The following is a 22557-nucleotide window of genomic DNA, read 5'->3' as shown; positions in this document are numbered from 1 at the left end:
CCCCCTCGCAACTTTTCGCCCAGACAAGCCACCCTTCCAGAAACACGCGCCCGCCAGATCGGCCGGGACGTGCGCCTGATGACGGGTGCAGAAAGACAATATGGCTAAAAAGATGCTTATCGACGCCACCCACGCGGAGGAAACCCGCGTTGTTGTGGTCGACGGCAACAAGGTCGAGGAATTTGACTTTGAATCGGAAAACAAACGTCAGCTAGCTGGCAATATCTATCTGGCCAAGGTGACGCGGGTTGAACCCTCGTTGCAGGCGGCCTTTGTGGATTATGGCGGAAACCGTCATGGTTTCCTGGCGTTTTCGGAAATTCACCCGGATTATTACCAGATCCCGGTTGCGGATCGTCAGGCGCTGTTGGAAGAAGAACGCGCCTATGCCGAGGCGCAGGCTGCGGAAGACGAAAAGCCCAAATCGCGCCGCCGCCGCCGCTCCAAATCCAAACCCAAAGCGGAAGAGACCAAATCGGCAGATGCGGTGGCAACCAAAGAGGTGGAAACACCTTCTGAGACGCCGGTGGAAAGCTCGGCGTCCGGCATGGACGTGATCGACCTGGATCAAGGTGGCGCGGACACGCTTGAAGGTCACTCGCCGATGGATCTGGTCGATGAGACCCCGGTTGCGGAACCGGCAGAGGATGCAACGGACGCGCCGGCGGCAGAGACCCCGGTGGAGACATCTGCTCAAGAGGGGGCGGATGCTGGTGATGTGGCTGAAAAAGCTGCCGAAAATCAGGCCGCTGACCTTGCCAATGATGCGCAAGACGCCGACCATGCTGATGATGGCAATGGCGACGATGACGGCGACGAAGACGATCCGCTCGAAGCCGACGAAAAAGACGATCAGATCGAACGTGTTGCGGATGATGACAGTTCAGAAGACATCCGTCCGCGCCGCAAACCGCGCCAGAAACGTTACAAGATCCAGGAAGTGGTCAAGGTGCGCCAGATCATGCTGGTGCAGGTTGTGAAAGAGGAACGTGGCAACAAGGGGGCCGCGCTCACCACCTATCTGTCTCTGGCAGGTCGTTACTGCGTCTTGATGCCCAATACCGCGCGCGGTGGGGGCATTTCGCGCAAGATCACCAACGCCACCGACCGCAAGAAACTCAAGGAAATCGCCACTGAGATCGACGTGCCGCAGGGCGCGGGCCTGATCATCCGCACCGCGGGCGCCAAGCGCACCAAGACCGAGATCAAGCGCGATTATGAATATCTGCAACGCCTGTGGGAGCAGATCCGCACCCACACGCTGGAAAGCGTTGCCCCGGCCAAGATCTATGAAGAAGGCAACCTGATCAAACGCACGATCCGCGACCTTTATTCGCGTGAGATCGACGAGGTGTTTGTTGAAGGCGCCGCTGGCTATCGCACCGCGAAGGACTTCATGAAAATGATCATGCCGTCCCACGCGAAAAACGTGAAACACTACCAGGATCAGATGCCGCTCTTTGCGCGGTATCAGGTGGAAAGCTACCTCTCGGGCATGTTCAACCCGACGGTGCAGCTGAAATCCGGTGGCTATATCGTGATCGGTGTGACCGAAGCTCTGGTGGCGATTGATGTGAACTCTGGTCGGGCCACCAAGGAAGGCTCGATCGAGGAAACCGCGCTCAAGACCAACCTGGAAGCCGCCGAAGAGGTGGCGCGCCAGCTGCGTCTGCGCGACCTTGCCGGGCTGATTGTGATCGACTTCATCGACATGGATGAACGTCGCAACAACACGGCCGTCGAAAAGCGGATGAAAGACAAGCTCAAGACCGATCGCGCGCGCATTCAGGTGGGCCGTATCTCGGGCTTTGGTCTGATGGAAATGTCGCGCCAGCGTCTGCGCCCCGGCATGATCGAGGCCACGACCCAGCCGTGTAACCATTGCCACGGCACCGGTCTGATCCGGTCCGACGACAATCTGGCCCTCAATATCCTGCGTCAGCTGGAAGAAGAAGGCGTGCGTCGTCGCTCACGTGAGGTGCTGGTGAAAGCACCGGTTGGTATCGTCAATTTCCTGATGAACAACAAGCGTGAACATATCGCCCAGATCGAAGCGCGCTATGGCATGGCGGTGCGGATCGAAGCCGATCCGTTCCTGATTTCGCCCGATTTCGCCATCGAGAAGTTCAAGACCGCCACCCGCGTGGTGCCGGAAGCGGCTGCGCTGGTATCGGCGGATGCCTCACTGATGAGTGAGATTGACGAGGTGGAAGAGGCCGAGGTGATTTCCGAGGACGCGCCGGCAGAGGCTTCGACCCCCTCAGGGGATGAGGAGCAAAAGCCCAAGAAGCGTCGTCGTCGTCGTCGTCGCCGTCGCAGCTCCAGTTCCGAAAATGGCGAGAACGGTGAGAACGGCGAAAACGGAGAGTCCACCGACGGTTCGGATGAGAACGCTGACGGGGCAGACGTGGCTGAGGCAGCAAAGGCATCGGACGGCGAAGCGCCAGGTGACGCGGCCAGTGAGGGTGCGGATACCGGCGGGGATGCATCCCCTGCTGAGGCGGCTGACGAGGCAGAAAAAGACGCTGCCAAGCCGCAGAAAACCAGCAGCAAATCCACCAGCAAGACGACCAGGAAAAGCTCAACCACCAAGAAAAGCTCGACCAGCAAGAAGAAAGCTGCTGCGCCCGAGACAGGGGGGGAGACTGTGGAAGAAGCTGGGGAAGAGCGCGCGGAAAACGCCTCTGACGCTGTGTCGCCTGCGGAAGACAAGCCCAAGAAAGTCACGCGAAAAAGCAGCTCAACCCGGAAAAAGTCGAGCAGCTCCAAGGCAAAGAAAGAGGCCGAGGTCGCCTCTTCTGAGCAGGGTGCTGATGCGGTGACAGGCGAGGCCATTGAGGCGGCGAGCGATGCACCTGCCGAAGGTGACGTGAAGCCGAAGAAGACCACGCGCAAACGCTCGACTTCGACCAGCAAGAAAAAAGCGGCAGAAGTCGTGGAACCTGCGCCTGAAAGTGCCGAGCAAGAAACCTCGGCAGAGGCGGTGGTTGCAGCAGAGCCGGTGAGCGACACCGTGGAGCCCACACCCGCACCCGCGGACGAGGCGGTCGCAGAAACGCCGTCTGAAGAGGCGAGCGTAGCCCCCTCAGAGCCCGTGGCAGATCCTGTGACGGAAGAGGTGTCAACGACCGCTGTAAAAGAGGACACGCCCCCCAAGCCCAAACGCAAAGGCTGGTGGTCGCTGGGCCAGTAAGGTCGCAAATGGCGAAGATACGAAAAAGCCGGGCATCTGCCCGGCTTTTTTCTTTTTGGGGTGCCGCCTGTGCGAGTTGCGATCCGTAGACTGCTTCGCGTCAGCCTTTGCGAATGAAATAATGGGTAACGTCCTGATCACCAAGTTTTGCAGGGGCCTCTCCCAGAAACTCATGCCCCTGTTCCGCGCAGAAATGCGGCACGTCAATCACCGCGGCGGGGTCGGTGGCCTCAAGACGAAGCACTTGGCCGTTTTGCATGGATTTCAACCGCTTGCGGGCTTTCAGAACCGGAAGCGGGCAGAGCAGCCCAATGGCGTCGAGGGTTTCATCATAGGTCATGGGGGAGACATAAAAGGCCAGGCGCTGCCTGTCCAGCATCTGTCGCGGATCTCTCTCGCGCGGATGTGACCATCTGGCAGGTGACAGCGCCTGCGCATTGGCCTATGTGAGGATCATGTTTGGAATTGACCTCATAGATGCAGCCCTTCTGCCTGCAATGATCGTGGCCCTCGTGGCCGGTGTCCTGTCGTTTCTCAGCCCCTGTGTGCTGCCGATCGTGCCGCCCTATCTGGCCTATATGTCGGGTGTGTCGATGGGGGAGATGACCGAAGGCAAATCGGGGCAGGGTAAGGTTCTGCTGACGGCCGGTTTTTTTGTGCTGGGCCTGTCGACAGTGTTTCTGTTCCTGGGGTTCACCACATCGGTCTTTGGCTCGTTCTTTTTGCAAAATCAGAGCTATTTCAACACCTTTGCCGGTGTTCTGGTGATGATCTTCGGGGCGCATTTCCTGGGTGTGATCAACATTCCCTTCCTCAATCGTGAGGCGCGGATGGATGCGGGGGACCAGGGGGGCAGCGCCTTTGGGGCCTACCTGCTTGGGCTGGCCTTTGCCTTTGGCTGGACGCCCTGCATCGGCCCGCAACTGGGAATGATCCTGTCCTTGGCCGCGACAGAAGGATCCGTTTCTCATGGGACGCTCCTGCTGGCGGTGTATGCGGCGGGGCTGGGCATTCCATTTCTTCTGGTTGCAGCTTTCTTCCCGCGCATGGGGCCGGTGATTTCCTTTATGAAGCGGCATATGGAGCGGATTGAGCGGGTGATGGGGCTGTTGCTGTGGACCATCGGGCTGCTGATTCTCACGGGTGGGTTCTCGGCCTTTTCCTATTGGCTTTTGGAAACCTTCCCGGCGCTGGCAAGTTTGGGTTAGGCCGGAAGGGGCGCTGCCCCTCGCGCTTTGCGCTCACCCCGAGGTATTTAAAGCAAGAAAAAGCCAAGGGGGCGTGGGGAAAGCGGCGTCCGGGGCTTACTTTGGCCCAAATCCGCCGCTATCTTCTGGGCAAAGCAGGGGTGCGGGAGATGGTCGCAGAGTTTTCAAACACTCAGGATGTGTGCAGGCGGCGGGTGTTTTATATTCCCGGCTACGATCCTATTCATCCCCGTCGGTATCGTGAGCTCTATCGTAAGGAAAGTGCCCGTCAGGGGGCGGTGTCCGGCTATGAGGTGGATCTGATCGGCCGTCAGGGCGGCGACACTTATGGCTGGCAGGTCACGTCGCGTATGGACGGAGCGGAGACCGAGGCCGAGTTTGATGTTCTGGTCTGGTCCGACATTGTCCGCAACAGCATGGATCTGAATATTCCCCGCACCTATCTGATGATGGCCCGCACGGCTTGGGTTTATATCAGCTCAGGCGCGCTTGGGCGGTTGATGCGATTGCGCAAGGGGCCGGTGATAGCGGCGCTTTACCCGGTGGGCATGTTGCTTTTGCAATTGATCCTGGCGCTTCTGCTGGCCTGGGTGCTTGCGGGGCTGATCACACTGGGTCTGCGCGGAGTGATTGGCGGTGTTGCAGCGATCAGTGTGGGGGCGGTTATGGGGAGCGCGGCTGTCCTCGCGGTTCTTGTCTGGTTTCGCAGGATCGACAGCAAGTTATACGTCTATTACCTGATGCATGATTACAGTTACTCAGCGGCGACCAAAGGGGCCAATCCACCGGATCTTGAGGCGCGGATTGCGGCGTTTGCGGGGCAGGTCGGTGCTGCGTTGGAAAGTGATGTGGACGAGGTTCTGGTGGTTGGTCATTCTTCTGGCGCACATCTGGGCGTGTCGATCCTGGCGGATCTGCTGCGCGATGGGCGCGTGGCTGAAGGGGGGCCGAAGCTGGGTTTTCTGACGCTTGGGCAAGTGGTGCCGATGGTGTCGTTTCTGCCCGAGGCCTGGCGCCTGCGCCGCGATCTTCATGCATTGAGCCAATCAGACCAGATCACCTGGATCGACGTGACGGCGCCGGGGGATGGCTGTGCCTTTGCTTTGTGCGATCCGGTGTCGGTTTCGGGCGTGGCGCCCAAAACGGGCAAACGCTGGCCGATCGTGTTCTCCGCGGCGTTCACACAGACCCTGTCTCCGGCGCGTTGGAAGGCGTTGAGATGGCGGTTTTTCCGACTGCATTTCCAATATCTCTGCGCCTTTGACAGACCACGGGATTACGACTATTTTCGCATCACGGCCGGCCCGATAAGCCTTTCTGAACGTTATAAAAACCGAAAGCCATCGGGCAGCCGTATCGACCGTTCCATATCGAAATATACCAGTATGGAACCGTGATGAGCTGTCCGCATCTTCCCCCCAAACCCCCCGCCCGATCCGGGCGCGTATCGCTGCGCCGTTATGCCAAGCTGTTTCGGCAAGATATTCTGTCCGCCCAGCCAGCGCGGCTGTATCGCGCCTGGATGGCTGAGTTTCGCACGCCGTTTTTCCGCAGCTTCATGTGCAATGACCCGGAGCTGATTGATCTGGTCCTGAAAGGGCGGCCGGATGATTTCCCGAAATCTGACCGAATCCGTGAAGGTCTTGCGCCGCTATTGGGCAACTCGGTTTTCATCACCAATGGCGAGACGTGGAAGCGGCAACGTCGCATCATTGATCCGGCGTTTGAAGGCGGGCGGGTGCGCGAAGTGTTTCCTGCCATGTGGGATGCGGGCGTTGCAGCGGTGACGCGGCTTGCCCCGCTTGCCAATGGGCAACCTGTTGAAATTGAACTGCAAACCAGCCATGCCGCGGCAGATGTGATTTTTCGCACCTTGTTTTCGATCCCGATCGAACATGAGGTGGCCGGTGCGGTCTTTGACCGGTTCAAGGACCACCAGCGCGCGCAGCCCGTGGTCAATCTCGGGGCCATTCTGCCCTTGCCCAAATGGTTCCCACGCTTTCATTCGCGCCAGACCCGTGAAACCGCGCGCGACATTCGCGCTCTGATCACCCGGCTGACAGAAGAGCGTATGATGCGCATTGAGGCGGGGACCGCGCCCGATGACCTTGCCACAAAAATCATGACCACGCAGGACCCGGAAACGGGCCAGCGGTTCGACACGGATGAAATGGTGGATCAGGTGGCGATCTTCTTCCTCGCGGGGCATGAAACCAGCGCCTCGGCGCTCGCCTGGTCCCTTTATCTGCTGGCACTTTACCCTGAGTGGCAGGAGCGGGTGGCCCGGGAAGCCTTGACGGCAATTGATCCGGAGAAGATCTATTTCTCGGTCATGTCGAAACTGAAACTGTCCCGAGATGTGTTTCGGGAAGCGATGCGGCTATATCCTCCGGTGCCGATGATGGTGCGAGAGGCGGCCTGTCCCGAGCAGTTCAGAGGGCGCAACGTGCCCCGTGGGAGCCAGATTGTGCTCAGCCCCTGGCATGCCCATCGCCACGAGCGGATCTGGGATCGGCCGGATGAGTTTGACCCCGCGCGGTTCTCTACCCCCGACGGCAAAGAGAGCATGCGGGCGGCTTATTATCCCTTCTCGGCGGGGCAGAGGGTCTGTCCGGGATCCGCTTTCGCGATGATAGAAGGGCCGTTGATCCTATCGCTGTTGGTGCGGGCTTATCATTTTGAAATCGTGAAGGAAAAACCGGCCATGCCGGTGGCCCACCTGACCGTTCGGGGCAAAGATGGGATTTGGTTGAAACTGGTCCCCCGCGCCATATCCTGACGCGTATCGGGTGTTTTTGGTTGTCAGGTTAAAATCCATGCTCTTGGCTGTTTCTGACCCGGCAGGGGGAGTGTGGCCGGAATTTCCCCGAGATTTGCATGGATCCACCTCTTAATCTTGACCTGTATTTGGTCCAATATCCAATGAGGAGGGTCTGGGATGTGGAGAAACATGTCGAGAGAGGGATCTTCTGAACGGGGATCCGGATGGGAGGTTTGGGGAGCCATGAAGGACCGGCGCAAGAAGAATTGTTCTGATGGGGAACCGGGCAGCTCTGTGTCCCGCGATGAGCTGGAAGAGATGTTCGGAGATGTTCTCAAACCGGATGGGGAGGATAATACCCTCAGCGAAGAAGAGCGTCTGCAACGGCTGCGGGCTGAGAAGCTGAGAAACGCACTTTATCCGAAGGACAGGTGACGGGGCAGAAGACGGGGCAGAACCGGCTGGCCTTTAACGGGCGGCCTTGTTTTGCAGATGGGTCAGCACATAGACACGGATCGCCGAGGCAAGCCCGCGATCCATACCGCGGGTTTCATCCACCTCCGCCGCAAGAGCGTTGAGCGCAAGGCCGCGTTCTTTGGCAATACCTTGAAACGCTTTCCAAAACTCTGGCTCCAGAGACACGGATGTGCGGTGGCCATGTAAGGTGAGGGAATGTTTTTGCGGGCGGGTGGTCATGTGTCATCCTCCCGTTTGTGGCCGTCAAATAGGCGGATCACCCGGTCTTTGTCGGCCTTCTCCACCGCTTTTTGAGCTTTGGTGCGGCCAAATTTCACGGCGTTTTCGTCTGCGCGGGCCTTTTGTTGGGCCCGCGCTTTTTCTTTTCGATACCGGTTCAGGTTGACCGGTTTCATGGATCAGGCCTTCGGGCCGATCATCTGTTCCGGGCGGACCACGGCGTCGAAGGTTTCTTCATCAACAAAGCCGAGGGCGATGGCTTCTTCCTTCAGGGTGGTGCCGTTCTTATGCGCGGTCTTGGCCACTTTGGTGGCATTGTCATAGCCGATGGTCGGAGCCAGTGCTGTGACCAGCATCAGGCTTTCCTTCATCAGCTTGTCGATGCGCGGCTCATTGGCCTTGATGCCATTCAACATCCGCTCGGTGAAGCTGTCGGTTGCGTCGCCCAGAAGCTGGATCGACTGAAGCAGGTTGTAGCTCATCATCGGGTTGTAGACGTTGAGTTCAAAATGCCCTTGCGAACCGGCAAAGGTCATCGCGGCGTTGTTGCCCATGACATGGGCGGCCACCTGGGTCAGCGCCTCGGCCTGGGTCGGGTTCACCTTGCCCGGCATGATCGACGAACCGGGTTCGTTTTCCGGCAGGATCAGCTCACCCAGACCCGAGCGCGGGCCGGATCCCAGGAAGCGGATATCATTGGCGATCTTGTAGCAGGAGCCGGCCACGGTGGCCAAGGCGCCCGACATGAACACCATGGCGTCATGGGCGGCCAGCGCTTCGAACTTGTTCGGCGCGGTCACGAAGGGCAGGTCGGTGATGCGCGCCATATTGGCGGCCACTTCTTCGCCCCAGCCTTGCTTGGTGTTGAGCCCGGTGCCGACGGCGGTGCCGCCTTGAGCGAGTTCGTAAATGCCGGGAAGCGCAGCTTTCACACGCGCGATGCCCTGACGGATCATGTGGGCATAGCCCGAAAACTCCTGGCCCAGGGTCAGCGGGGTCGCGTCCTGGGTGTGGGTGCGGCCGATCTTGATGATGTCCTTGAACTCTTCTTGCTTTGCCTCAAGCCCGGCCAGCAGTTTCTCAAGCCCCGGCAGCAGCACGTCACGCACCGACATGGCGGTGGCGATATGCATTGCAGTGGGGAAGGTGTCGTTCGAGGACTGACCCATGTTGCAGTGATCGTTCGGGTGCACCGGATCTTTCGATCCGATCACGCCGCCCATGATTTCGATGGCGCGGTTGGCGATCACTTCGTTGGCGTTCATGTTCGACTGGGTGCCGGACCCGGTCTGCCAGACGACCAGCGGGAAGTTGTCATCAAACTTGCCGGCCACAACTTCGCTTGCAGCCTGGATAACGGCGTCTGCGATGGCCGGGTCCATGTTGCCGGATGCCTTGTTGGCTTCGGCACAGGCCTGTTTGATCACGCCAAGAGCGCGCACGATGGCGACGGGCTGCTTTTCCCAGCCGATCGGGAAGTTCATCAGCGAGCGTTGGGTCTGAGCCCCCCAATATTTGTCTGTGGGAACTTCGAGCGGGCCAAAGCTGTCGGATTCAGTGCGGGTCTCGGTCATGTCATGCGCCTTTTTTCAAAAGAAACCGACGCTTTTCTACCCGAATACGCACCAAATTCAATGGGGCAGAGGTGGGAAAGGGGAGAGGTAGCGCCAACATTGCATGCAATTGTGCACAATTATCCGCTGGCGACCCGACCTGTCAGCTGAAATGGGGGCCCAAATTGCGGGCCATGGCTGCTGGTTGACGGTGCGAGGGCGGCGTGACGCCGGGCGCCATGTTATTTGCGGAAACTGTCGAGGCTGACCACTTCAGCGTCCTTATGGGCCGCATCATCATCGGCCTCGTCCTCCGCATCGGTTGGATTGGCCTTGCCACATGCAGGTGACAGATCAGCCTCATCCACACCGGACACATCATCATCCTCACCTGCCAGATGCAGATTGGCGTGATGCTCTTCGCTGTCCTGTGTTTCGAACCGCAATCCGAACTCCACCGAGGGATCCACGAATGTGTTGATCGCATCAAACGGCACATATAGCGGCTCGGGTGAGTCGCCAAAATTCAGGGTCACGTTGAACCCGTCTTCGCCCACTTCCAGATCCGCAAACCAGTGCTGCAGGACGATGGTCATATCTTCTGGAAACCGGTCATACATCCAGTCCGCCAGCTCGGTTTCCGGGTGGCGGGTGTTGAAATTGATAAAGAAATGGTGCTGCCCGGGCAGGCCGTTGCGTGCCACATCCTCCAGCACGGTCCGGATCAGACTGCGCATGGCGTTATGCATGAGGTTTCCATAGTCAATTGAACCGGACATTTCTCACCCTTGTCTCACCCTTGGTTGGCCCATCGTATCAGGGATGTTTCGTGGTTCGAGCATAAGCGAATTTTCGGTGAAATAAAGCGTTGAACGAAAAATCTTTGTGAAGTCACAACGGTTGGTTTTGTGCTGAACCGCGGGCCTGTGACAGTTTGGCGAAACGCAATAATCCCTTTGATTATAAACCGTTTATGGGTATGGCTAAGGCGCATTTTTATACCGTTATAACCAGATTACTGATCTCTCCTGCCGCGGTTTGATCCCCTTTGTCATCGGATGCAGTTGAACCGCTTCAGGTCAGGGTTTCACCCGCCAGGAGAAGCGCCAGCGTATGTTTGGGCAACAGGCAGGGAAAAGTGCAGGTTTCTGTTGCCAGGTACCTGCGAACCCCGCCTTACGCGGCTAGGCATAAGGACTTAAGTTTCGGCGACCCGAACTGCTTACGCAGCCAGAGCCATTGCCGGAGCTTTGTTGTCGTTTGCAACTAGCTTAAGTGAACCGATAACGGTGGTATCTCACCGAAACAAAGCTAACCCCTTTAGACGTCCGTCGATCCTATTTCGCCCCCACGATATCAAGGTGTTCCCCAAACGAAGGATGCCCCTGAGTGTGTTATGGTGGAGGCGCCGGGTACCGCCCCCGGGTCCGATCCGCTTATTACGAGCGCGTTTATGTCCATAGTCCCCGAGGGGACAGATCATATGTAAGGGGTGCAGACGGAATTGAAAAGGGGTCAGGTGCCGGGATTAAGGCGATAATGTCCGGTGATTGGGAAGGAAAACAGGATATTGTCTTCCTGCGTGCCGGCTCCGATATTGTGAATGACCAGCGGGTGCTGGCCTGTAGGATCCATTTTATCTGACAGGATGCCAATATGTGGAAGGGAGCCGCTGACCGTCCAGGTCACGATGTCACCCGGCCGATAGGCTTGTGCTGTGTCGGAGATGGGCAATGAATACCCTTGCCGCGCCAGATAGGTCTGAATGTTCGGGACGCGCCGGTGATCAATATTTCGGTCAGTCCGGGACAGCCCCCAGTTCTTCGGATAGCTGGAAAAAGCCCGTTTCATGTCCTCATGAATAGCAACTTGAAGGTCGATGTTATGGGCATCGCGCAATGCGCGTATGACAACATCCGTGCAGACCCCTGTTTTGCGGTCAATATCACCACCGGGATAGCCAATCGCGGCATAACGGCCATCATAGTATCTTGTCACACCGACCTGAGACCTCGCGGAGTGCAGCAATTGCTGCGTCCAGACCGGGATCTCATATTGCGTGTGTTGGGGGACCGTATCCGAGGCCGTCTGCTGGGCCTCTGTGTCAAAGCGTTGCGCTGGGAAAGAAATGCCCAGCATATTGCGAAGATATCCATTCACGATGAGACGGGTTTGAAACGGGGTGACGGTCCAAACACTCCACGCGAATAGGCCAACAGCAAACAGACTTAAGAACTTTTTCATTCCAATATGCTAGGCGGTAGCAACAGGTCTTTGCCAATCGATTGGGCATAAAGTGGAGGTGTTGGCTGCTTTTTGCCATCCGCAGGCAGAGCGACAGGAGCGTAAAGTGATGACTTCTTTCGGGTTGCGTCAGGCCGAAAGGCGATTCCGCCCCAACTCGACCGTATATTGCGAAAGCTTGCCCAGAGCAGAATCGGCTTCGGTTTGATCCCTTCCCTCAATGGCATCAGCGATCTGCGTGTGCAGGGCAATGATCCGATCCCGATCCCGCTGCGTATAGGTGATCATGTTCATGAGCGGCTGCATCGCCTCAACCGCGCCGGCCAGTTGGTAAGACAGAACCGGGTTGCCCGCGCCATCCACCAGCGCCCGGTGAAAGGCCACGTCCGAGGCGCAGAAGGCTTCGTCCGTGAGGCCCGGTTGGGACTGGCGCATGATCTCGGCGCGCATGGTGGCAAGGTGATCGGCCGTGCGGCGCTCTGCCGAAAGCGGCGCACAGGCGCGTTCCAGCGCAAAGCGCGCCTCACAGGCGGTCTCGAAACTCACCTCGTTCATCGACAAGAGCAGCGTTGAGGTGGTGATCTGTTGGCCATACGCATCCTCAAACGACATGCGGTTTACAAAGGCCCCGCCGGTGGCTCCGCGCTGGGTGCGGATGAGGTTCTGGGCCGCCAGCCGTTTCAGAGCTTCGCGCACGGTCGGGCGCGAGACGGAGAACTGCTCAGACAGCTCTGCCTCGGACGGCAGGCGCTGATCCACAATCAGCTCCCCCGCGATGATTGCATCGCGAATGTCATTGGCAATCTGCGCCGAAAGGTCTTGCGGGGTGGGTTTGCTCGCACTCATGTAAACTGTTTAGGGGGCAATGCCGGTCCGGGTCAACTGGACGCTACGTCACTTTTTGGGGCGGTAAAATTCATTTGTCAGACAATTGAATGATGGGCATAGTTTTAAATGTAAGACAATTCGAGTCAGAAGAGGTCCCGATGCAGATCGCCGAAAGGATACGACAGATGGCAGCGCCCCATTGGCTGGCGCTGTTCGGGCTGGTCGCCTTGGGTTGGATGGTGCTTTACGCAATGGCGGTGCCGTCTGACCAGATGGAGATGGCCCAGATCTATGGGGCCGAGTTCTGGCGCTCGCTTTGTATCGTGTCGCCGGATCAGGCCGGGTTCTGGGGGCTTGCGCTGATGTGGATGATCATGTCCGCGGCGATGATGGCGCCGACCGCACTGCCTGCGCTGGCCACCTATGATGACATGATTGCGTCTGGTGCGGCCAGTCGGCAGGGGTTTGGTGAGCTGATTGCGGGCTATCTCGCGATCTGGCTCGGCTTTTCGCTGCTGGCGGCGGGCGCGCAGCTGGTGCTGTTTCAGGCGGGGCTTTTGTCACCGCTGGGGCGAAGCCTGTCGGCCTGGCTGTCCGGTGGGTTGCTTGTGGGGGCGGGGCTTTACCAGTTCTCATCCCTGAAAGAGAGCTGCCTGTCGAAATGCCGCCATCCGATGAGTTTTTACATGCAGTATTGGCGCGAAAGCCGCTGGAACGCGGTCTCGCTTGGCCTGCGCCTTGGGGCGGTCTGCCTTGGCTGTTGCTGGGCGCTGATGCTGCTTGGCTTTGTGGGCGGGGTGATGAACATCGCCTTCATGGGGCTCGCCACCCTGATCATGATTTTCGAAAAGCTGCCAGAGATTGGCCGCTACATCACCAAACCGCTGGGCTGGGGACTGACGATCCTGGGGCTTGCGGTGATCACCAATGGCGCATTGACCCTGATCTAGGGCGCGCAAGAAAGGGAGAGAGAAATGGACGGGACGCAAATCGGCCAAGTTGAATGGGCCATCAAGGGAGAGCTGATCCTCAACTGTAACTGCACGGTGTTCTGCCCCTGTGTGGTCAGCCTGGGGGATCACCCGCCGACAGAAGGCTATTGCATGGGCTGGGCGGGCATCCGCATCGACAGCGGCAATTATGGCGGCGTGGACCTGTCGGGGCTGAATGTGGGGCTATTGCTGGAGATCCCCGGGCGCATGGCGCGTGGCAACTGGAAAGCCGCCGCCTATATCGACGAGCGCGCGGATGATGATGCGTTTGAGGCGCTCTGCCACATTTTCACCGGGGCGGCCAAAGGCACCACCGGGCTCTTTAAAATGCTGGTCAGCGAGTTTCTGGGCGCCGAACGCGCACCGGTGTCGTTTGAGACCGAAGGCAACACCCGTCGCCTGATTGTCGGCAAAGCCATTCGCGGGTCCGTGACCCCGGTTCCGGGCAAGGGCGGGGCTGATCAGGTGATCACCAATACCAATTACTGGATGGGGCCGGATATCACCGTGGCCAAAGCCGATGAGGCCCGCGTGCGTGCCTTTGGACGGGTCTGGGACTTCGACGGGAAATCCGCCGAAATCTGCCAGATTGATTGGAAAGGCCCCGGTCGCTAAGGCGGCTGGGTTCACGTCAAGGGAGCGCGACCCATGGCACAGAATGCCCCGCTGATCTCTCCGTCCCGCCGTTTGCGGCGCACGCCTTTTTCCCCCGGTGTCGAAGCCGCCGGGGTCAAAGGGTATACGGTTTACAACCACATGCTGCTGCCGACCGTGTTTCGGTCGGTGGAGGAAGACTATCGCCACCTGAAAGAGGCCGTTCAGGTCTGGGATGTCTCTTGTGAGCGTCAGGTTGAGGTGAGGGGCCCCGATGCCGCCCGCCTGATCCAGATGCTCACCCCGCGCGACCTGTCCAAGATGCAGGACGGGCAATGTTTCTATGTGCCGATGGTGGATGAGACCGGCGGGATGCTGAACGATCCGGTGGCGGTGAAGCTGGACGAGGACCGGTTCTGGATTTCCATTGCCGACAGTGATCTGCTGTTTTGGGTCAAGGGGCTGGCCTATGGGTTCCGGCTGGATGTGCTGGTGGATGAACCGGATGTGTCACCGCTCGCCATTCAGGGGCCGAAATCGGACGATCTGGCTGCGGCGGTCTTTGGCGACGCGGTGCGCGATATCCGGTTCTTCCGCTACAAACGGCTGGCGTTCCAGGGGCGTGAGCTGGTGGTGGCCCGGTCGGGCTATTCCAAGCAGGGTGGGTTTGAGATCTATGTGGACGGCTCTGACATCGCCATGCCGCTGTGGAATGCGCTGATGGAGGCGGGCAAGAGCATGGACGTGCATGCAGGCTGCCCCAATGGTATTGAGCGCGTTGAAGGCGGGCTTTTGTCTTACGGCAACGACATGACCCGTGAAAACACCCCGCATGAGGCCGGTCTCGGGCGGTTTTGCGCGACCCAAAGCGCGCTGGGCTGTGTGGGGCGTGATGCGCTGTTGCGTGTGGCCAAGGAAGGCCCGGTGCAGCAGGTGCGCGCGATTGAGATCCACACCGGGGGCGGGGGCAGCACGCCCATTCCGCCCTGTGACCGGGCCTGGCCGCTGATGGATGGGGACAGGCAGGTGGGGCAGGTGAGCTCGGCTGCCAACTCCCCTGATTTCAACACCGGTGTCGCCATCGGTATGGTGCGCATGACCCATTGGGAGAGCGGGACAGAGCTGGATGTGATCACCCCGGATGGCCCCCGCGCGGCCACGGTATACGATACTTTTTGGATATAAGGTGATGCCTCTGACATGAGGCCACGAGATGAGGAGATGAGGATGTTTAAAGCACTGGTAATGGAACAGGACGGCGAAGGGCTGGCGGCTGCACAGATCAAGCAGATCGGTGAGGATGCCCTGCCTGAGGGCAATGTGACCGTGGCCGTCGAGTATTCCACCGTGAACTACAAGGACGGGCTGTGCCTGTCTGCAAAAGGCGGTGGGCTTGTGCGCAACTATCCGCATGTGCCGGGCATTGATTACGCAGGGACGGTCGAGGCGTCGGGCGATGCGCGCTATAAACCCGGCGACAAGGTGGTGCTGACCGGTTGGCGTGTGGGCGAAGTGACCTGGGGTGGCTACTCCCAGAAGGCGCGCATTGACGCGGACAAGCTGGTGCCGCTGCCCGAAGGTCTGACCACCCGTCAGGCGATGGCCGTGGGGACCGCCGGGTTCACCGCAATGCTGGCTGTGATGGCGCTGGAAGATCACGGGTTGAAGCCGGGCAATGGCCCGGTGCTGGTCACCGGTGCTGCCGGGGGGGTAGGCTCGGTTGCCACCGCGATCCTTGCAAATCTGGGATATGAAGTTGCCGCCGTGACCGGTCGCCCGGATCAGGCAGATTACCTCAAATCTCTGGGGGCCACGACCATCGTGCCGCGGGAAGAACTGAATGAGACCACCAAACGTCCGCTGGAGCGTGAAACCTGGGCCGGGTGCGTGGATGCCGTGGGCGGTGACATGCTGGCCCGTGTGCTGGGGCAGATGAAATACGGTGCCTCCGTCTCTGCCGTGGGGCTTGCCGGCGGTGCCGGATTGCCTGCCACGGTGATCCCGTTCCTTCTGCGCGGTGTGAACCTGCTGGGCATCGACTCGGTCATGCAGCCCTATGACAATCGCCTGCGCGCCTGGGAACGGATCGCCAAAGACCTGCCGATGGAGAAGCTTGAGGCGATGATCCACCCGGCCAAACTGGACGATCTGCCTGCGCTGGGCGCAGATATCCTGAAAGGGCAGGTCAAGGGGCGTGTTGTTGTGGATGTGAACGGCTGACACGGCGCGGGGCGGGCTTGACCCGCCCCGACATATGCGGCATGAGGGCCGCATGATCAGACACATGCACAGTTTTGCCTATTATCCCCTGTTCTCATAGAACGGGCGGCAAGCATGTGCAAAAAACGATCAATGTGACAACGATCAAACCGACATCGACCGCCCCGAGGGCGGTCTTTTTCTTTTCAACCCCGTCCTCGGGGTCAGAAAGGAAAAGAGACATGGATAATCTGATAATTCGGGCTGTGGAGGCGCGGGATCTGCGCGCGCTGGGCGATCTGGTAAGCAGTCTTGCGCGTCATCATGGGGATACGGCGCGGGTCACGCAATCGGGGCTGGCGCGTGACTGTCTTGGCCAGGCGCCATGGCTTCGCATTCTGGTGGCCGAACATCATGGCGGATTGGTGGGCTATGCTGCCTTGTGTCCGCAGGCGCGGCTGCAATTTGGGGCGCGCGGGATGGAGCTTCATCACCTGTTTGTGCATCGCCCGTTGCGGGGACAGGGCGTGGGGCGGGCGTTGCTGACGGCGGCCCGGGAGCTGTCCCAGCAGATGGAGGCCGATTTTCTCACCGTGGCGGCAGAGGCGGGAAATGCGGCGGCGCAGTCCTTCTACGAAGCCGCCGGGTTCACGGCGCTGCCGGATGATGCGGCCCGTTATCAGATGGTGGTGTGACATTATCTGCACGTCGGTCTGGTGTGGGCGGAAATGGGGCAGGGGAAAATGTCGCATCCGCCCAACCGTGGCCCGTTCCTATATGTGTTGGGAGCGCCCGGAATGTCACATCGGAATATCACTCCGGAACATCACCCTGGAAAACACAATGAGGACAGGCTCATGGCGGTAAAAAGCACCTCCCCCGACAGGATCCCCCGCGACCTGTCCCTTGAACAGATTGACGGGCAGCGCTGGCCGGTGCCCTGCTGTGCCTCCTACCTCGTTGCCACCACAACTGCGCTGCGGCAAAAACCGATCGGCCAGTTCACGGTGGAAGATCTGCGCATCATGATCGCACAGGATATCGGGGCTGAGATCCTGAGACCGATTGCGCTGGAGACCTTGCGGGACAACCCGATGGCCGAGGGGGATTATTACCCCGGTGATTTGCTGGAAGCCGCCTTGAAACGCTGGCCGGAAGATCAGGAATTGCGGGACATTGCCGCGCGGCAGACGCGCGTGGGCGGCTGATTTCTGGCCCCGGACCGAACGTTTCGTTCGGACAATTCAGCGGCCAGTCCACCTGCCTGTCCGGAAGCCTGCCCAACAACCGGTCCAGATCACCACAGTTCCGTTTTGTGAAACCGGCGCCCCGGCCGAAGCCATTGCCCATATGCGACATGTATGTCGGTTTCGGTTGAAAAAAGGGCGCTTGAACCCATATTTAAATCCCCCCACCCGACAGGTTCGCAGCATCAAGCAAGTAGGGAGGGGATATATGTCCCAAGAAACAGAAACTGACTATGAGGTCGGTCAGGACAACGTCCAGATCTTCGGTCTCGATTTTCACAACCCGGTCTTTGCCATTTCCGCAGCTGTCATTCTCGCTTTCGTGTTTTTCACGCTGGTGTTTCAGGACAGTGCAGAAGGGTTCTTTGGCTGGCTGCGCCCCGCGCTGACCAGCTCGTTTGACTGGGTGTTCATGCTCGCAGGGAACATTTTTGTAATTTTCTCGCTGGTGCTGATCGTAAGCCCCTATGGCAAGGTGCGCCTGGGTGGCGCGGATGCCAAGCCGGATTACAGCTATATGGGATGGTTCTCGATGCTGTTTGCCGCTGGCATGGGGATTGGCCTTGTGTTCTGGGGGGTCGCTGAACCGATTTCGCATTACGGCAGCTCTCTGGGCGGCACCGCTGCCGAAGCAGGGGCGCGCACTGACTGGGCTCCGCTGGGGGCCGCTGCTGACAACCCGGAAGCGGCGCGTGATCTGGCAATGGCAGCCACCATTTTCCACTGGGGTCTGCACCCTTGGGCGGTTTATGCGGTTGTGGCTTTGGCTCTTGCATTCTTCAGCTTTAACAAAGGCTTGCCGCTGACCATGCGCTCGGTCTTCTACCCGATTTTCGGAGAAGCCACCTGGGGCCTTGCAGGCAACGTGATCGACGTTCTGGCCGTGTTTGCCACCATCTTTGGCCTGGCCACGTCGCTGGGTCTGGGCGCCACACAGGCGCTGGCCGGTCTGAACTATCTGTTTGGCGTGCCGGTTTCTGATGGCATGAAAGTGCTCCTGATTGTCGTGATCACCATCTTTGCGCTGGTCTCGGTTGTGGCGGGGCTCGACAAAGGGGTGAAACGCCTGTCCGAGTTGAACATGGTGCTGGCAGCCATCCTGTTGCTGCTGGTGATCATCGTGGGGCCCACCGTGGCAATCCTGACCGGGTTCTTCGACAACCTCTGGGCTTACGCGGTGAACCTGCCGGCCCTGTCGGGGGTCATCGGGCGCGAAGACACCAACTTCATGCAGGGCTGGACCGCCTTCTACTGGGCCTGGTGGATCAGCTGGTCACCTTTCGTTGGCATGTTCATCGCCCGCATCTCGCGTGGTCGCACCGTGCGTGAATTCATCACCTGCGTGTTGATCATTCCCACCGTTGTGGGCGCGATCTGGATGAGCGTCTTTGGTGGCGCCGCTCTGGATCAGGTCATGTCGGGTGCAGGCGAAGCTTTGTCCAATGCCGGGCTTGAGCTGAAGATGTTCACCATGTTCGAAGCGTTCCCGATGACCGGCCTGCTGAGCTTTATCGGCATCATCCTGGTGATCGTGTTCTTCGTAACCTCGTCCGACTCCGGTTCGCTGGTGATCGACCAGATTACCGCCGGTGGCAAAACCGATGCGCCGACCGCTCAGCGCGTGTTCTGGTGTATCCTCGAAGGTGCCATCGCCATTGCCCTGCTGTTGGGCGGCGGACTGGCAGCCCTTCAGGCGGCAGCGATTGCAACGGGGTTCCCCTTTGCCATCGTTCTCGTGCTGATGTGCGTTTCGATCTTCTTGGGTCTGCGCGGTGAGCGTACAAAATAACGCGGCCTGTCCAGTATGGACATGTCACGTCAAAGGGCTCCCATCCGGGGGCCCTTTTTCATCTCACCTCTTGACCCGTGTCGCCGCTCTGGCTAGCACTTCTTCTGAATTCGTCATGTGCCCTCAGCGCATGGCTGCCCGCGGAGAGACATCCCGCGTGGCTGGCTGGAGGACCTGCCGGAACGGGAGCCCCCGGACCGCTGTCCCACGCTCCCTGAAATCAACAGTGGCATGGTGCCGCGATAGGGGAGCGAGAGATGAAAGATCTTGAAACCACTGGGAAAAATAATGGGCTGAACATCGACTGGGTGCGGGCGCAATTCCCCGCCTTTTCGGAACCCAGCCTGCAGGGACAGGCGTTTTTCGAAAATGCAGGCGGGTCCTATACCTGCCAACAGGTGATCAACCGGCTGACCCGCTATTACACCCAACGTAAAGTGCAACCCTACGCCCCTTACGAGGCCTCAACCCTGGCGGGGGCGGAAATGGATGAGGCGCGGGGGCGTCTTGCGGCGATGATGGGGGTGGACAGCGATGAGCTTTCGTTCGGGCCATCGACCACGCAGAACACCTATGTTCTGGCCAATGCGTTTCGCAGGTTCCTGAAACCGGGGGATGCAATTGTCGTCACCAATCAGGATCACGAGGCCAATACCGGCCCATGGCGCCGCTTGGCAGAGGAAGGGTATGAGCTGCGCGAATGGCAGGTTGATCCCGAAACCGGTCATCTCGACCCGAGGCAGCTGGATGACCTTCTGGACGAGAAGGTCAAACTGGTCTGTTTTCCCCATTGCTCAAATGTGGTGGGAGAGATCAATGACGTGAAAGCGATCTGCGCAAAGGCGCGTGCCAATGGCTCTTACACCTGTGTCGATGGGGTCAGCTATGCGCCGCATGGCTTTGTGGATGTGGCGGTTCTGGGCGCGGATATCTACCTGTTCTCGGCTTACAAGACCTATGGCCCGCATCAGGGCATCATGGTGATCCGCCGCGCCCTGGGTGAGGCGCTTCCCAATCAGGCGCATTACTTCAACGCAGATTGCCTTTACAAACGCCTGACCCCCGCCGGGCCAGACCACGCGCAGGTTGCCGCCTCGGCCGGCATGGCAGATTATATGGATGCCCTGGCCGCAGAGCATGGCGTTCGCGAAGGCGGGGCATTGGCCGCCCGGGCCGCCCATGGCCTGATGCGTGCGCATGAGGTGAAACTGCTGCAACCGCTTCTGGATTATGCCAAGGCCAAGAACTCGGTGCGGCTGCTGGGGCCTGATCAGGCAGAGGCGCGCGCACCCACCGTGGCGCTGGCGTCGCAAATCGCAGGGGAAGATCTGGCACGGCGGCTTGCTCCTCTTGGCATCATGGCCGGAGGAGGGGATTTCTACGCGGTGCGCGCGCTTGCAGGCCAGGGCGTGGACCCGTCCCACGGGGTGCTGCGGGTGAGTTTCACCCATTACACCTCCGAGGAAGAGGTGACTAAACTGATCGAGGCGCTTGATCAGGTGCTGTGATGGCTGGTGCATTGGGGCAGTTCCTTGATAGAATTGCCCCATGTCGCTGCTGGTATTGATATTCGCGCTGACTTTCGTCGTGGCCTTTTTGATCCTGCGCCACCTGCTGGGCTGGCGTGCGGGGGCTGGAACGGGAGCCCGCCGCGTGTTTCGGTCCGGATCATGTCGCTGGGTGCAGGTTGGGCAGTCCACGCCAAACCTGATGCAATTCAGATGCTCCACCTGCGGCGTCACGGCCTATTCCTCACAGAAAAGCGGACCAGAGCAGTGCAAACGAGATCTGGCAAAAGGCCAGTCATTGTAGCTCTTGCTGCATGCGCAAAACCACCCTCTTGTCCGTTCCCCCCTGAACCGCCTAAAATGTTTCGACTTATTATTGAGACACAATAATGAGGCGAAACGCTCGAAACCTACTGATGTTGCGGGTGTTTCAAAATCAGCTTGTGACTCAAGTTAATCTCGAAACGCTTTAGCCTTGTGGTGTTCACGACATTGGATTTCACATTGGGTTTTGGGGGGAGCCATGATCCTGACGGAGACCAAGGGGCAGCCTGATCTGCCGCGTTATTTTGCCCGTGTGTTTGACCGCGCGGGCCGGATGAACACCGGACAGCTTGATTTCGTCTTGCCGGATGGGCGCCGGTTTCGCGCTTTTGGCGCGCGGCCGGGGCAGGTGGCGGAGCTGAGGATACACGAAGCTGACGTTTTTGCCCGGTTGATCCGCGAAGGGCATCTGGGCTTTTGCGATGCCTATATCGAGGGCGGCTGGTCGACCCCGGATCTGCAGGCTTTTCTTGATTTGTTACAAGATGATAACGAGATCATCTATGACGGTTTTCCGGGCATGATCTTTGTTCGGTCCTACGAGCGGATGCGCCACCTTATGAATGGCAATTCCAAACGTCAGGCGAAAAGAAATATCAGCTATCACTATGATCTGGGCAATGCGTTCTACGCATTGTGGCTGGACAAGACGATGACCTATTCCTCCGCCCTGTTTCGCTCGGGGCAGGAAAGCCTGGAATGTGCGCAGGAACAGAAATATGCCTCTCTTTTGGAACAAATGGGGGTGGGGCCCGGTGATCACGTGCTGGAGATCGGATGCGGCTGGGGCGGCTTTGCCGAGTTTGCCGCAAAGCGGGGCGTGCGCGTCACCGGGCTGACCATTTCGCAAGAGCAGCATGATTTCGCCGTGGACCGGATCGCACGGGCGGGCCTGTCGGACCTGGTTGAGATCCGGCTTCAGGATTACCGCGATGAGACCGGCAAATATGACGGGATCGCCTCGATCGAGATGTTTGAGGCGGTGGGGGAGAAATACTGGCCAACCTATTTTGAAACCGTGCGCAACTGCCTGCGACCGGGGGGGCAGGCCGTGTTGCAGATCATTACCATCACCGAACGGCGCTTTGACCAATATCGCAAGGGCGTCGATTTCATTCAGAAATACATTTTTCCGGGGGGGATGCTCCCGTCGAAAACCCGTCTGCGCGAAGAGGTCGGCCGGGCGGGCCTTGCCTTTCGGGACCAGATCACATTTGGCGAAAGCTATTCTGAAACGCTGCGCCGCTGGCACGATGTGTTCAATGCAAAATGGACCCGCGTGGCCGAGCTGGGGTTTGACAACCGGTTCCGGCGCATGTGGAATTTCTATCTGACCTCCTGTGCTGCATCTTTTCATTCGGGAAATTGCGATGTGGTGCAGGTGACCTTGCAAAAGCCGGGCTGAACGGGTGATATAGATC

22 protein-coding genes and 1 other RNA gene are annotated in these 22557 nt (G+C 59.1%); 15 read left to right on the top strand and 8 right to left on the bottom strand.

Annotated features, from left to right (window positions below):
- Nucleotides 1–100: 100 nt before the first annotated feature.
- Nucleotides 101–3193, top strand: coding sequence for a ribonuclease E/G (locus tag K3J57_RS08010; protein ID WP_259795351.1), 3093 nt, complete (start codon nucleotides 101–103; stop codon nucleotides 3191–3193).
- Between the two features lie 100 nt (nucleotides 3194–3293).
- Here K3J57_RS08010 and K3J57_RS08005 read toward each other — a convergent pair whose 3' ends face one another.
- On the bottom strand, nucleotides 3294–3533 hold the full coding sequence (locus K3J57_RS08005; RefSeq protein WP_055192471.1) for a sulfurtransferase TusA family protein: 240 nt from the start codon (nucleotides 3531–3533) through the stop codon (nucleotides 3294–3296).
- Between the two features lie 115 nt (nucleotides 3534–3648).
- On the opposite strand from K3J57_RS08005, the gene K3J57_RS08000 reads away from it, so the two are divergent.
- From K3J57_RS08000 to K3J57_RS07985, 4 genes are all read left to right on the top strand, one after another.
- Nucleotides 3649–4401 (top strand): cytochrome c biogenesis CcdA family protein, encoded by a 753-nt coding sequence (locus K3J57_RS08000; RefSeq protein ID WP_259775343.1) that lies wholly within the window; start codon nucleotides 3649–3651, stop codon nucleotides 4399–4401.
- A gap of 149 nt (nucleotides 4402–4550) precedes the next feature.
- Nucleotides 4551–5798 (top strand): hypothetical protein, encoded by a 1248-nt coding sequence (locus tag K3J57_RS07995; RefSeq protein ID WP_259794884.1) that lies wholly within the window; start codon nucleotides 4551–4553, stop codon nucleotides 5796–5798.
- On the top strand, nucleotides 5798–7180 hold the full coding sequence (locus K3J57_RS07990) for a cytochrome P450 (protein WP_259790569.1): 1383 nt from the start codon (nucleotides 5798–5800) through the stop codon (nucleotides 7178–7180). Before K3J57_RS07995 ends, K3J57_RS07990 begins: the two co-directional genes overlap by 1 nt.
- A gap of 225 nt (nucleotides 7181–7405) precedes the next feature.
- Entirely contained in the window at nucleotides 7406–7597 is a 192-nt protein-coding gene (locus tag K3J57_RS07985; RefSeq protein WP_259777840.1) for a hypothetical protein, read from the top strand.
- Between the two features lie 33 nt (nucleotides 7598–7630).
- Here K3J57_RS07985 and K3J57_RS07980 read toward each other — a convergent pair whose 3' ends face one another.
- The 7 genes from K3J57_RS07980 to K3J57_RS07950 form a co-directional block, all read right to left on the bottom strand.
- Nucleotides 7631–7858: a ribbon-helix-helix domain-containing protein gene (locus K3J57_RS07980; protein WP_055191742.1), complete on the bottom strand. Its 228-nt coding sequence runs from the start codon at nucleotides 7856–7858 to the stop codon at nucleotides 7631–7633.
- Nucleotides 7855–8034, bottom strand: coding sequence for a DUF4169 family protein (locus tag K3J57_RS07975; RefSeq protein WP_259790567.1), 180 nt, complete (start codon nucleotides 8032–8034; stop codon nucleotides 7855–7857). The genes K3J57_RS07980 and K3J57_RS07975 overlap by 4 nt, the downstream gene beginning before the upstream one ends.
- Before the next feature lie 3 nt (nucleotides 8035–8037).
- Entirely contained in the window at nucleotides 8038–9432 is a 1395-nt protein-coding gene (gene fumC / locus K3J57_RS07970) for a class II fumarate hydratase (protein WP_055191746.1), read from the bottom strand.
- Nucleotides 9433–9653: 221 nt separating this feature from the next.
- Entirely contained in the window at nucleotides 9654–10190 is a 537-nt protein-coding gene (locus K3J57_RS07965; protein WP_259783424.1) for an SspB family protein, read from the bottom strand.
- 358 nt (nucleotides 10191–10548) lie between these two features.
- Nucleotides 10549–10926, bottom strand: a transfer-messenger RNA (tmRNA) gene (gene ssrA / locus K3J57_RS07960).
- Nucleotides 10927–11571 (bottom strand): DUF1287 domain-containing protein, encoded by a 645-nt coding sequence (locus K3J57_RS07955; RefSeq protein WP_259795350.1) that lies wholly within the window; start codon nucleotides 11569–11571, stop codon nucleotides 10927–10929.
- 213 nt (nucleotides 11572–11784) lie between these two features.
- Nucleotides 11785–12501 carry a FadR/GntR family transcriptional regulator gene (locus K3J57_RS07950; protein ID WP_259795348.1) on the bottom strand — a complete coding sequence of 239 codons (717 nt, stop codon included), beginning with the start codon at nucleotides 12499–12501 and terminating at the stop codon, nucleotides 11785–11787.
- 167 nt (nucleotides 12502–12668) lie between these two features.
- On the opposite strand from K3J57_RS07950, the gene K3J57_RS07945 reads away from it, so the two are divergent.
- The 10 genes from K3J57_RS07945 (at nucleotide 12669) to K3J57_RS07900 (ending at nucleotide 22541) form a co-directional block, all read left to right on the top strand.
- Complete coding sequence (locus K3J57_RS07945) at nucleotides 12669–13433, top strand: DUF2182 domain-containing protein (RefSeq protein ID WP_259795347.1); 765 nt, start codon at nucleotides 12669–12671, stop codon at nucleotides 13431–13433.
- Between the two features lie 24 nt (nucleotides 13434–13457).
- On the top strand, nucleotides 13458–14090 hold the full coding sequence (locus K3J57_RS07940) for a DUF1326 domain-containing protein (protein ID WP_055191758.1): 633 nt from the start codon (nucleotides 13458–13460) through the stop codon (nucleotides 14088–14090).
- A gap of 33 nt (nucleotides 14091–14123) precedes the next feature.
- Nucleotides 14124–15254 carry a dimethylsulfoniopropionate demethylase gene (locus K3J57_RS07935; protein WP_259795346.1) on the top strand — a complete coding sequence of 377 codons (1131 nt, stop codon included), beginning with the start codon at nucleotides 14124–14126 and terminating at the stop codon, nucleotides 15252–15254.
- Nucleotides 15255–15296: 42 nt separating this feature from the next.
- Nucleotides 15297–16289, top strand: a complete 993-nt coding sequence (acuI, locus tag K3J57_RS07930) for an acryloyl-CoA reductase (protein ID WP_259790547.1) — start codon at nucleotides 15297–15299, stop codon at nucleotides 16287–16289.
- A gap of 221 nt (nucleotides 16290–16510) precedes the next feature.
- A complete protein-coding gene (locus K3J57_RS07925; protein ID WP_259795345.1) occupies nucleotides 16511–16963 on the top strand; it encodes a GNAT family N-acetyltransferase in 453 nt (150 codons plus the stop codon).
- A 162-nt stretch (nucleotides 16964–17125) separates the two neighbouring features.
- On the top strand, nucleotides 17126–17476 hold the full coding sequence (locus K3J57_RS07920; protein ID WP_259783403.1) for a contact-dependent growth inhibition system immunity protein: 351 nt from the start codon (nucleotides 17126–17128) through the stop codon (nucleotides 17474–17476).
- A gap of 247 nt (nucleotides 17477–17723) precedes the next feature.
- Nucleotides 17724–19304: a BCCT family transporter gene (locus K3J57_RS07915; protein WP_259795344.1), complete on the top strand. Its 1581-nt coding sequence runs from the start codon at nucleotides 17724–17726 to the stop codon at nucleotides 19302–19304.
- Nucleotides 19305–19561: 257 nt separating this feature from the next.
- Nucleotides 19562–20812, top strand: a complete 1251-nt coding sequence (locus K3J57_RS07910) for an aminotransferase class V-fold PLP-dependent enzyme (protein ID WP_259795343.1) — start codon at nucleotides 19562–19564, stop codon at nucleotides 20810–20812.
- 40 nt (nucleotides 20813–20852) lie between these two features.
- Nucleotides 20853–21116, top strand: coding sequence for a hypothetical protein (locus K3J57_RS07905; RefSeq protein ID WP_259795342.1), 264 nt, complete (start codon nucleotides 20853–20855; stop codon nucleotides 21114–21116).
- A gap of 219 nt (nucleotides 21117–21335) precedes the next feature.
- Entirely contained in the window at nucleotides 21336–22541 is a 1206-nt protein-coding gene (locus K3J57_RS07900) for an SAM-dependent methyltransferase (RefSeq protein WP_259783388.1), read from the top strand.
- Nucleotides 22542–22557 lie beyond the last annotated feature (16 nt).

The organism is Aliiroseovarius crassostreae, from assembly GCF_025137635.1.
In the GTDB taxonomy this organism is placed as follows: Bacteria; Pseudomonadota; Alphaproteobacteria; order Rhodobacterales; family Rhodobacteraceae; genus Aliiroseovarius; species Aliiroseovarius crassostreae.
The sequence above is the reverse complement of the archived record's forward strand: the minus strand, read 5'-3'. Positions and strand labels throughout refer to the sequence as shown.

What these genes read in the sequence shown, in the direction of transcription:
- K3J57_RS07920 (WP_259783403.1), top strand. Translation starts at nt 17,126, where the DNA reads ATGGCGGTAAAAAGCACCTCCCCCGACAGGATCCCCCGCGACCTGTCC.
- K3J57_RS07985 (WP_259777840.1), top strand. Translation starts at nt 7,406, where the DNA reads ATGAAGGACCGGCGCAAGAAGAATTGTTCTGATGGGGAACCGGGCAGC.
- K3J57_RS07925 (WP_259795345.1), top strand. Translation starts at nt 16,511, where the DNA reads ATGGATAATCTGATAATTCGGGCTGTGGAGGCGCGGGATCTGCGCGCG.
- K3J57_RS07935 (WP_259795346.1), top strand. Translation starts at nt 14,124, where the DNA reads ATGGCACAGAATGCCCCGCTGATCTCTCCGTCCCGCCGTTTGCGGCGC.
- K3J57_RS08010 (WP_259795351.1), top strand. Translation starts at nt 101, where the DNA reads ATGGCTAAAAAGATGCTTATCGACGCCACCCACGCGGAGGAAACCCGC.
- K3J57_RS07995 (WP_259794884.1), top strand. Translation starts at nt 4,551, where the DNA reads ATGGTCGCAGAGTTTTCAAACACTCAGGATGTGTGCAGGCGGCGGGTG.
- K3J57_RS08005 (WP_055192471.1), bottom strand. Translation starts at nt 3,533, where the DNA reads ATGACCTATGATGAAACCCTCGACGCCATTGGGCTGCTCTGCCCGCTT.
- K3J57_RS07915 (WP_259795344.1), top strand. Translation starts at nt 17,724, where the DNA reads ATGTCCCAAGAAACAGAAACTGACTATGAGGTCGGTCAGGACAACGTC.
- K3J57_RS07950 (WP_259795348.1), bottom strand. Translation starts at nt 12,501, where the DNA reads ATGAGTGCGAGCAAACCCACCCCGCAAGACCTTTCGGCGCAGATTGCC.
- K3J57_RS07940 (WP_055191758.1), top strand. Translation starts at nt 13,458, where the DNA reads ATGGACGGGACGCAAATCGGCCAAGTTGAATGGGCCATCAAGGGAGAG.
- acuI (WP_259790547.1), top strand. Translation starts at nt 15,297, where the DNA reads ATGTTTAAAGCACTGGTAATGGAACAGGACGGCGAAGGGCTGGCGGCT.
- fumC (WP_055191746.1), bottom strand. Translation starts at nt 9,432, where the DNA reads ATGACCGAGACCCGCACTGAATCCGACAGCTTTGGCCCGCTCGAAGTT.
- K3J57_RS07975 (WP_259790567.1), bottom strand. Translation starts at nt 8,034, where the DNA reads ATGAAACCGGTCAACCTGAACCGGTATCGAAAAGAAAAAGCGCGGGCC.
- K3J57_RS07980 (WP_055191742.1), bottom strand. Translation starts at nt 7,858, where the DNA reads ATGACCACCCGCCCGCAAAAACATTCCCTCACCTTACATGGCCACCGC.
- K3J57_RS07945 (WP_259795347.1), top strand. Translation starts at nt 12,669, where the DNA reads ATGGCAGCGCCCCATTGGCTGGCGCTGTTCGGGCTGGTCGCCTTGGGT.
- K3J57_RS07900 (WP_259783388.1), top strand. Translation starts at nt 21,336, where the DNA reads ATGATCCTGACGGAGACCAAGGGGCAGCCTGATCTGCCGCGTTATTTT.
- K3J57_RS08000 (WP_259775343.1), top strand. Translation starts at nt 3,649, where the DNA reads ATGTTTGGAATTGACCTCATAGATGCAGCCCTTCTGCCTGCAATGATC.
- K3J57_RS07990 (WP_259790569.1), top strand. Translation starts at nt 5,798, where the DNA reads ATGAGCTGTCCGCATCTTCCCCCCAAACCCCCCGCCCGATCCGGGCGC.
- K3J57_RS07905 (WP_259795342.1), top strand. Translation starts at nt 20,853, where the DNA reads ATGTCGCTGCTGGTATTGATATTCGCGCTGACTTTCGTCGTGGCCTTT.
- K3J57_RS07910 (WP_259795343.1), top strand. Translation starts at nt 19,562, where the DNA reads ATGAAAGATCTTGAAACCACTGGGAAAAATAATGGGCTGAACATCGAC.
- K3J57_RS07965 (WP_259783424.1), bottom strand. Translation starts at nt 10,190, where the DNA reads ATGTCCGGTTCAATTGACTATGGAAACCTCATGCATAACGCCATGCGC.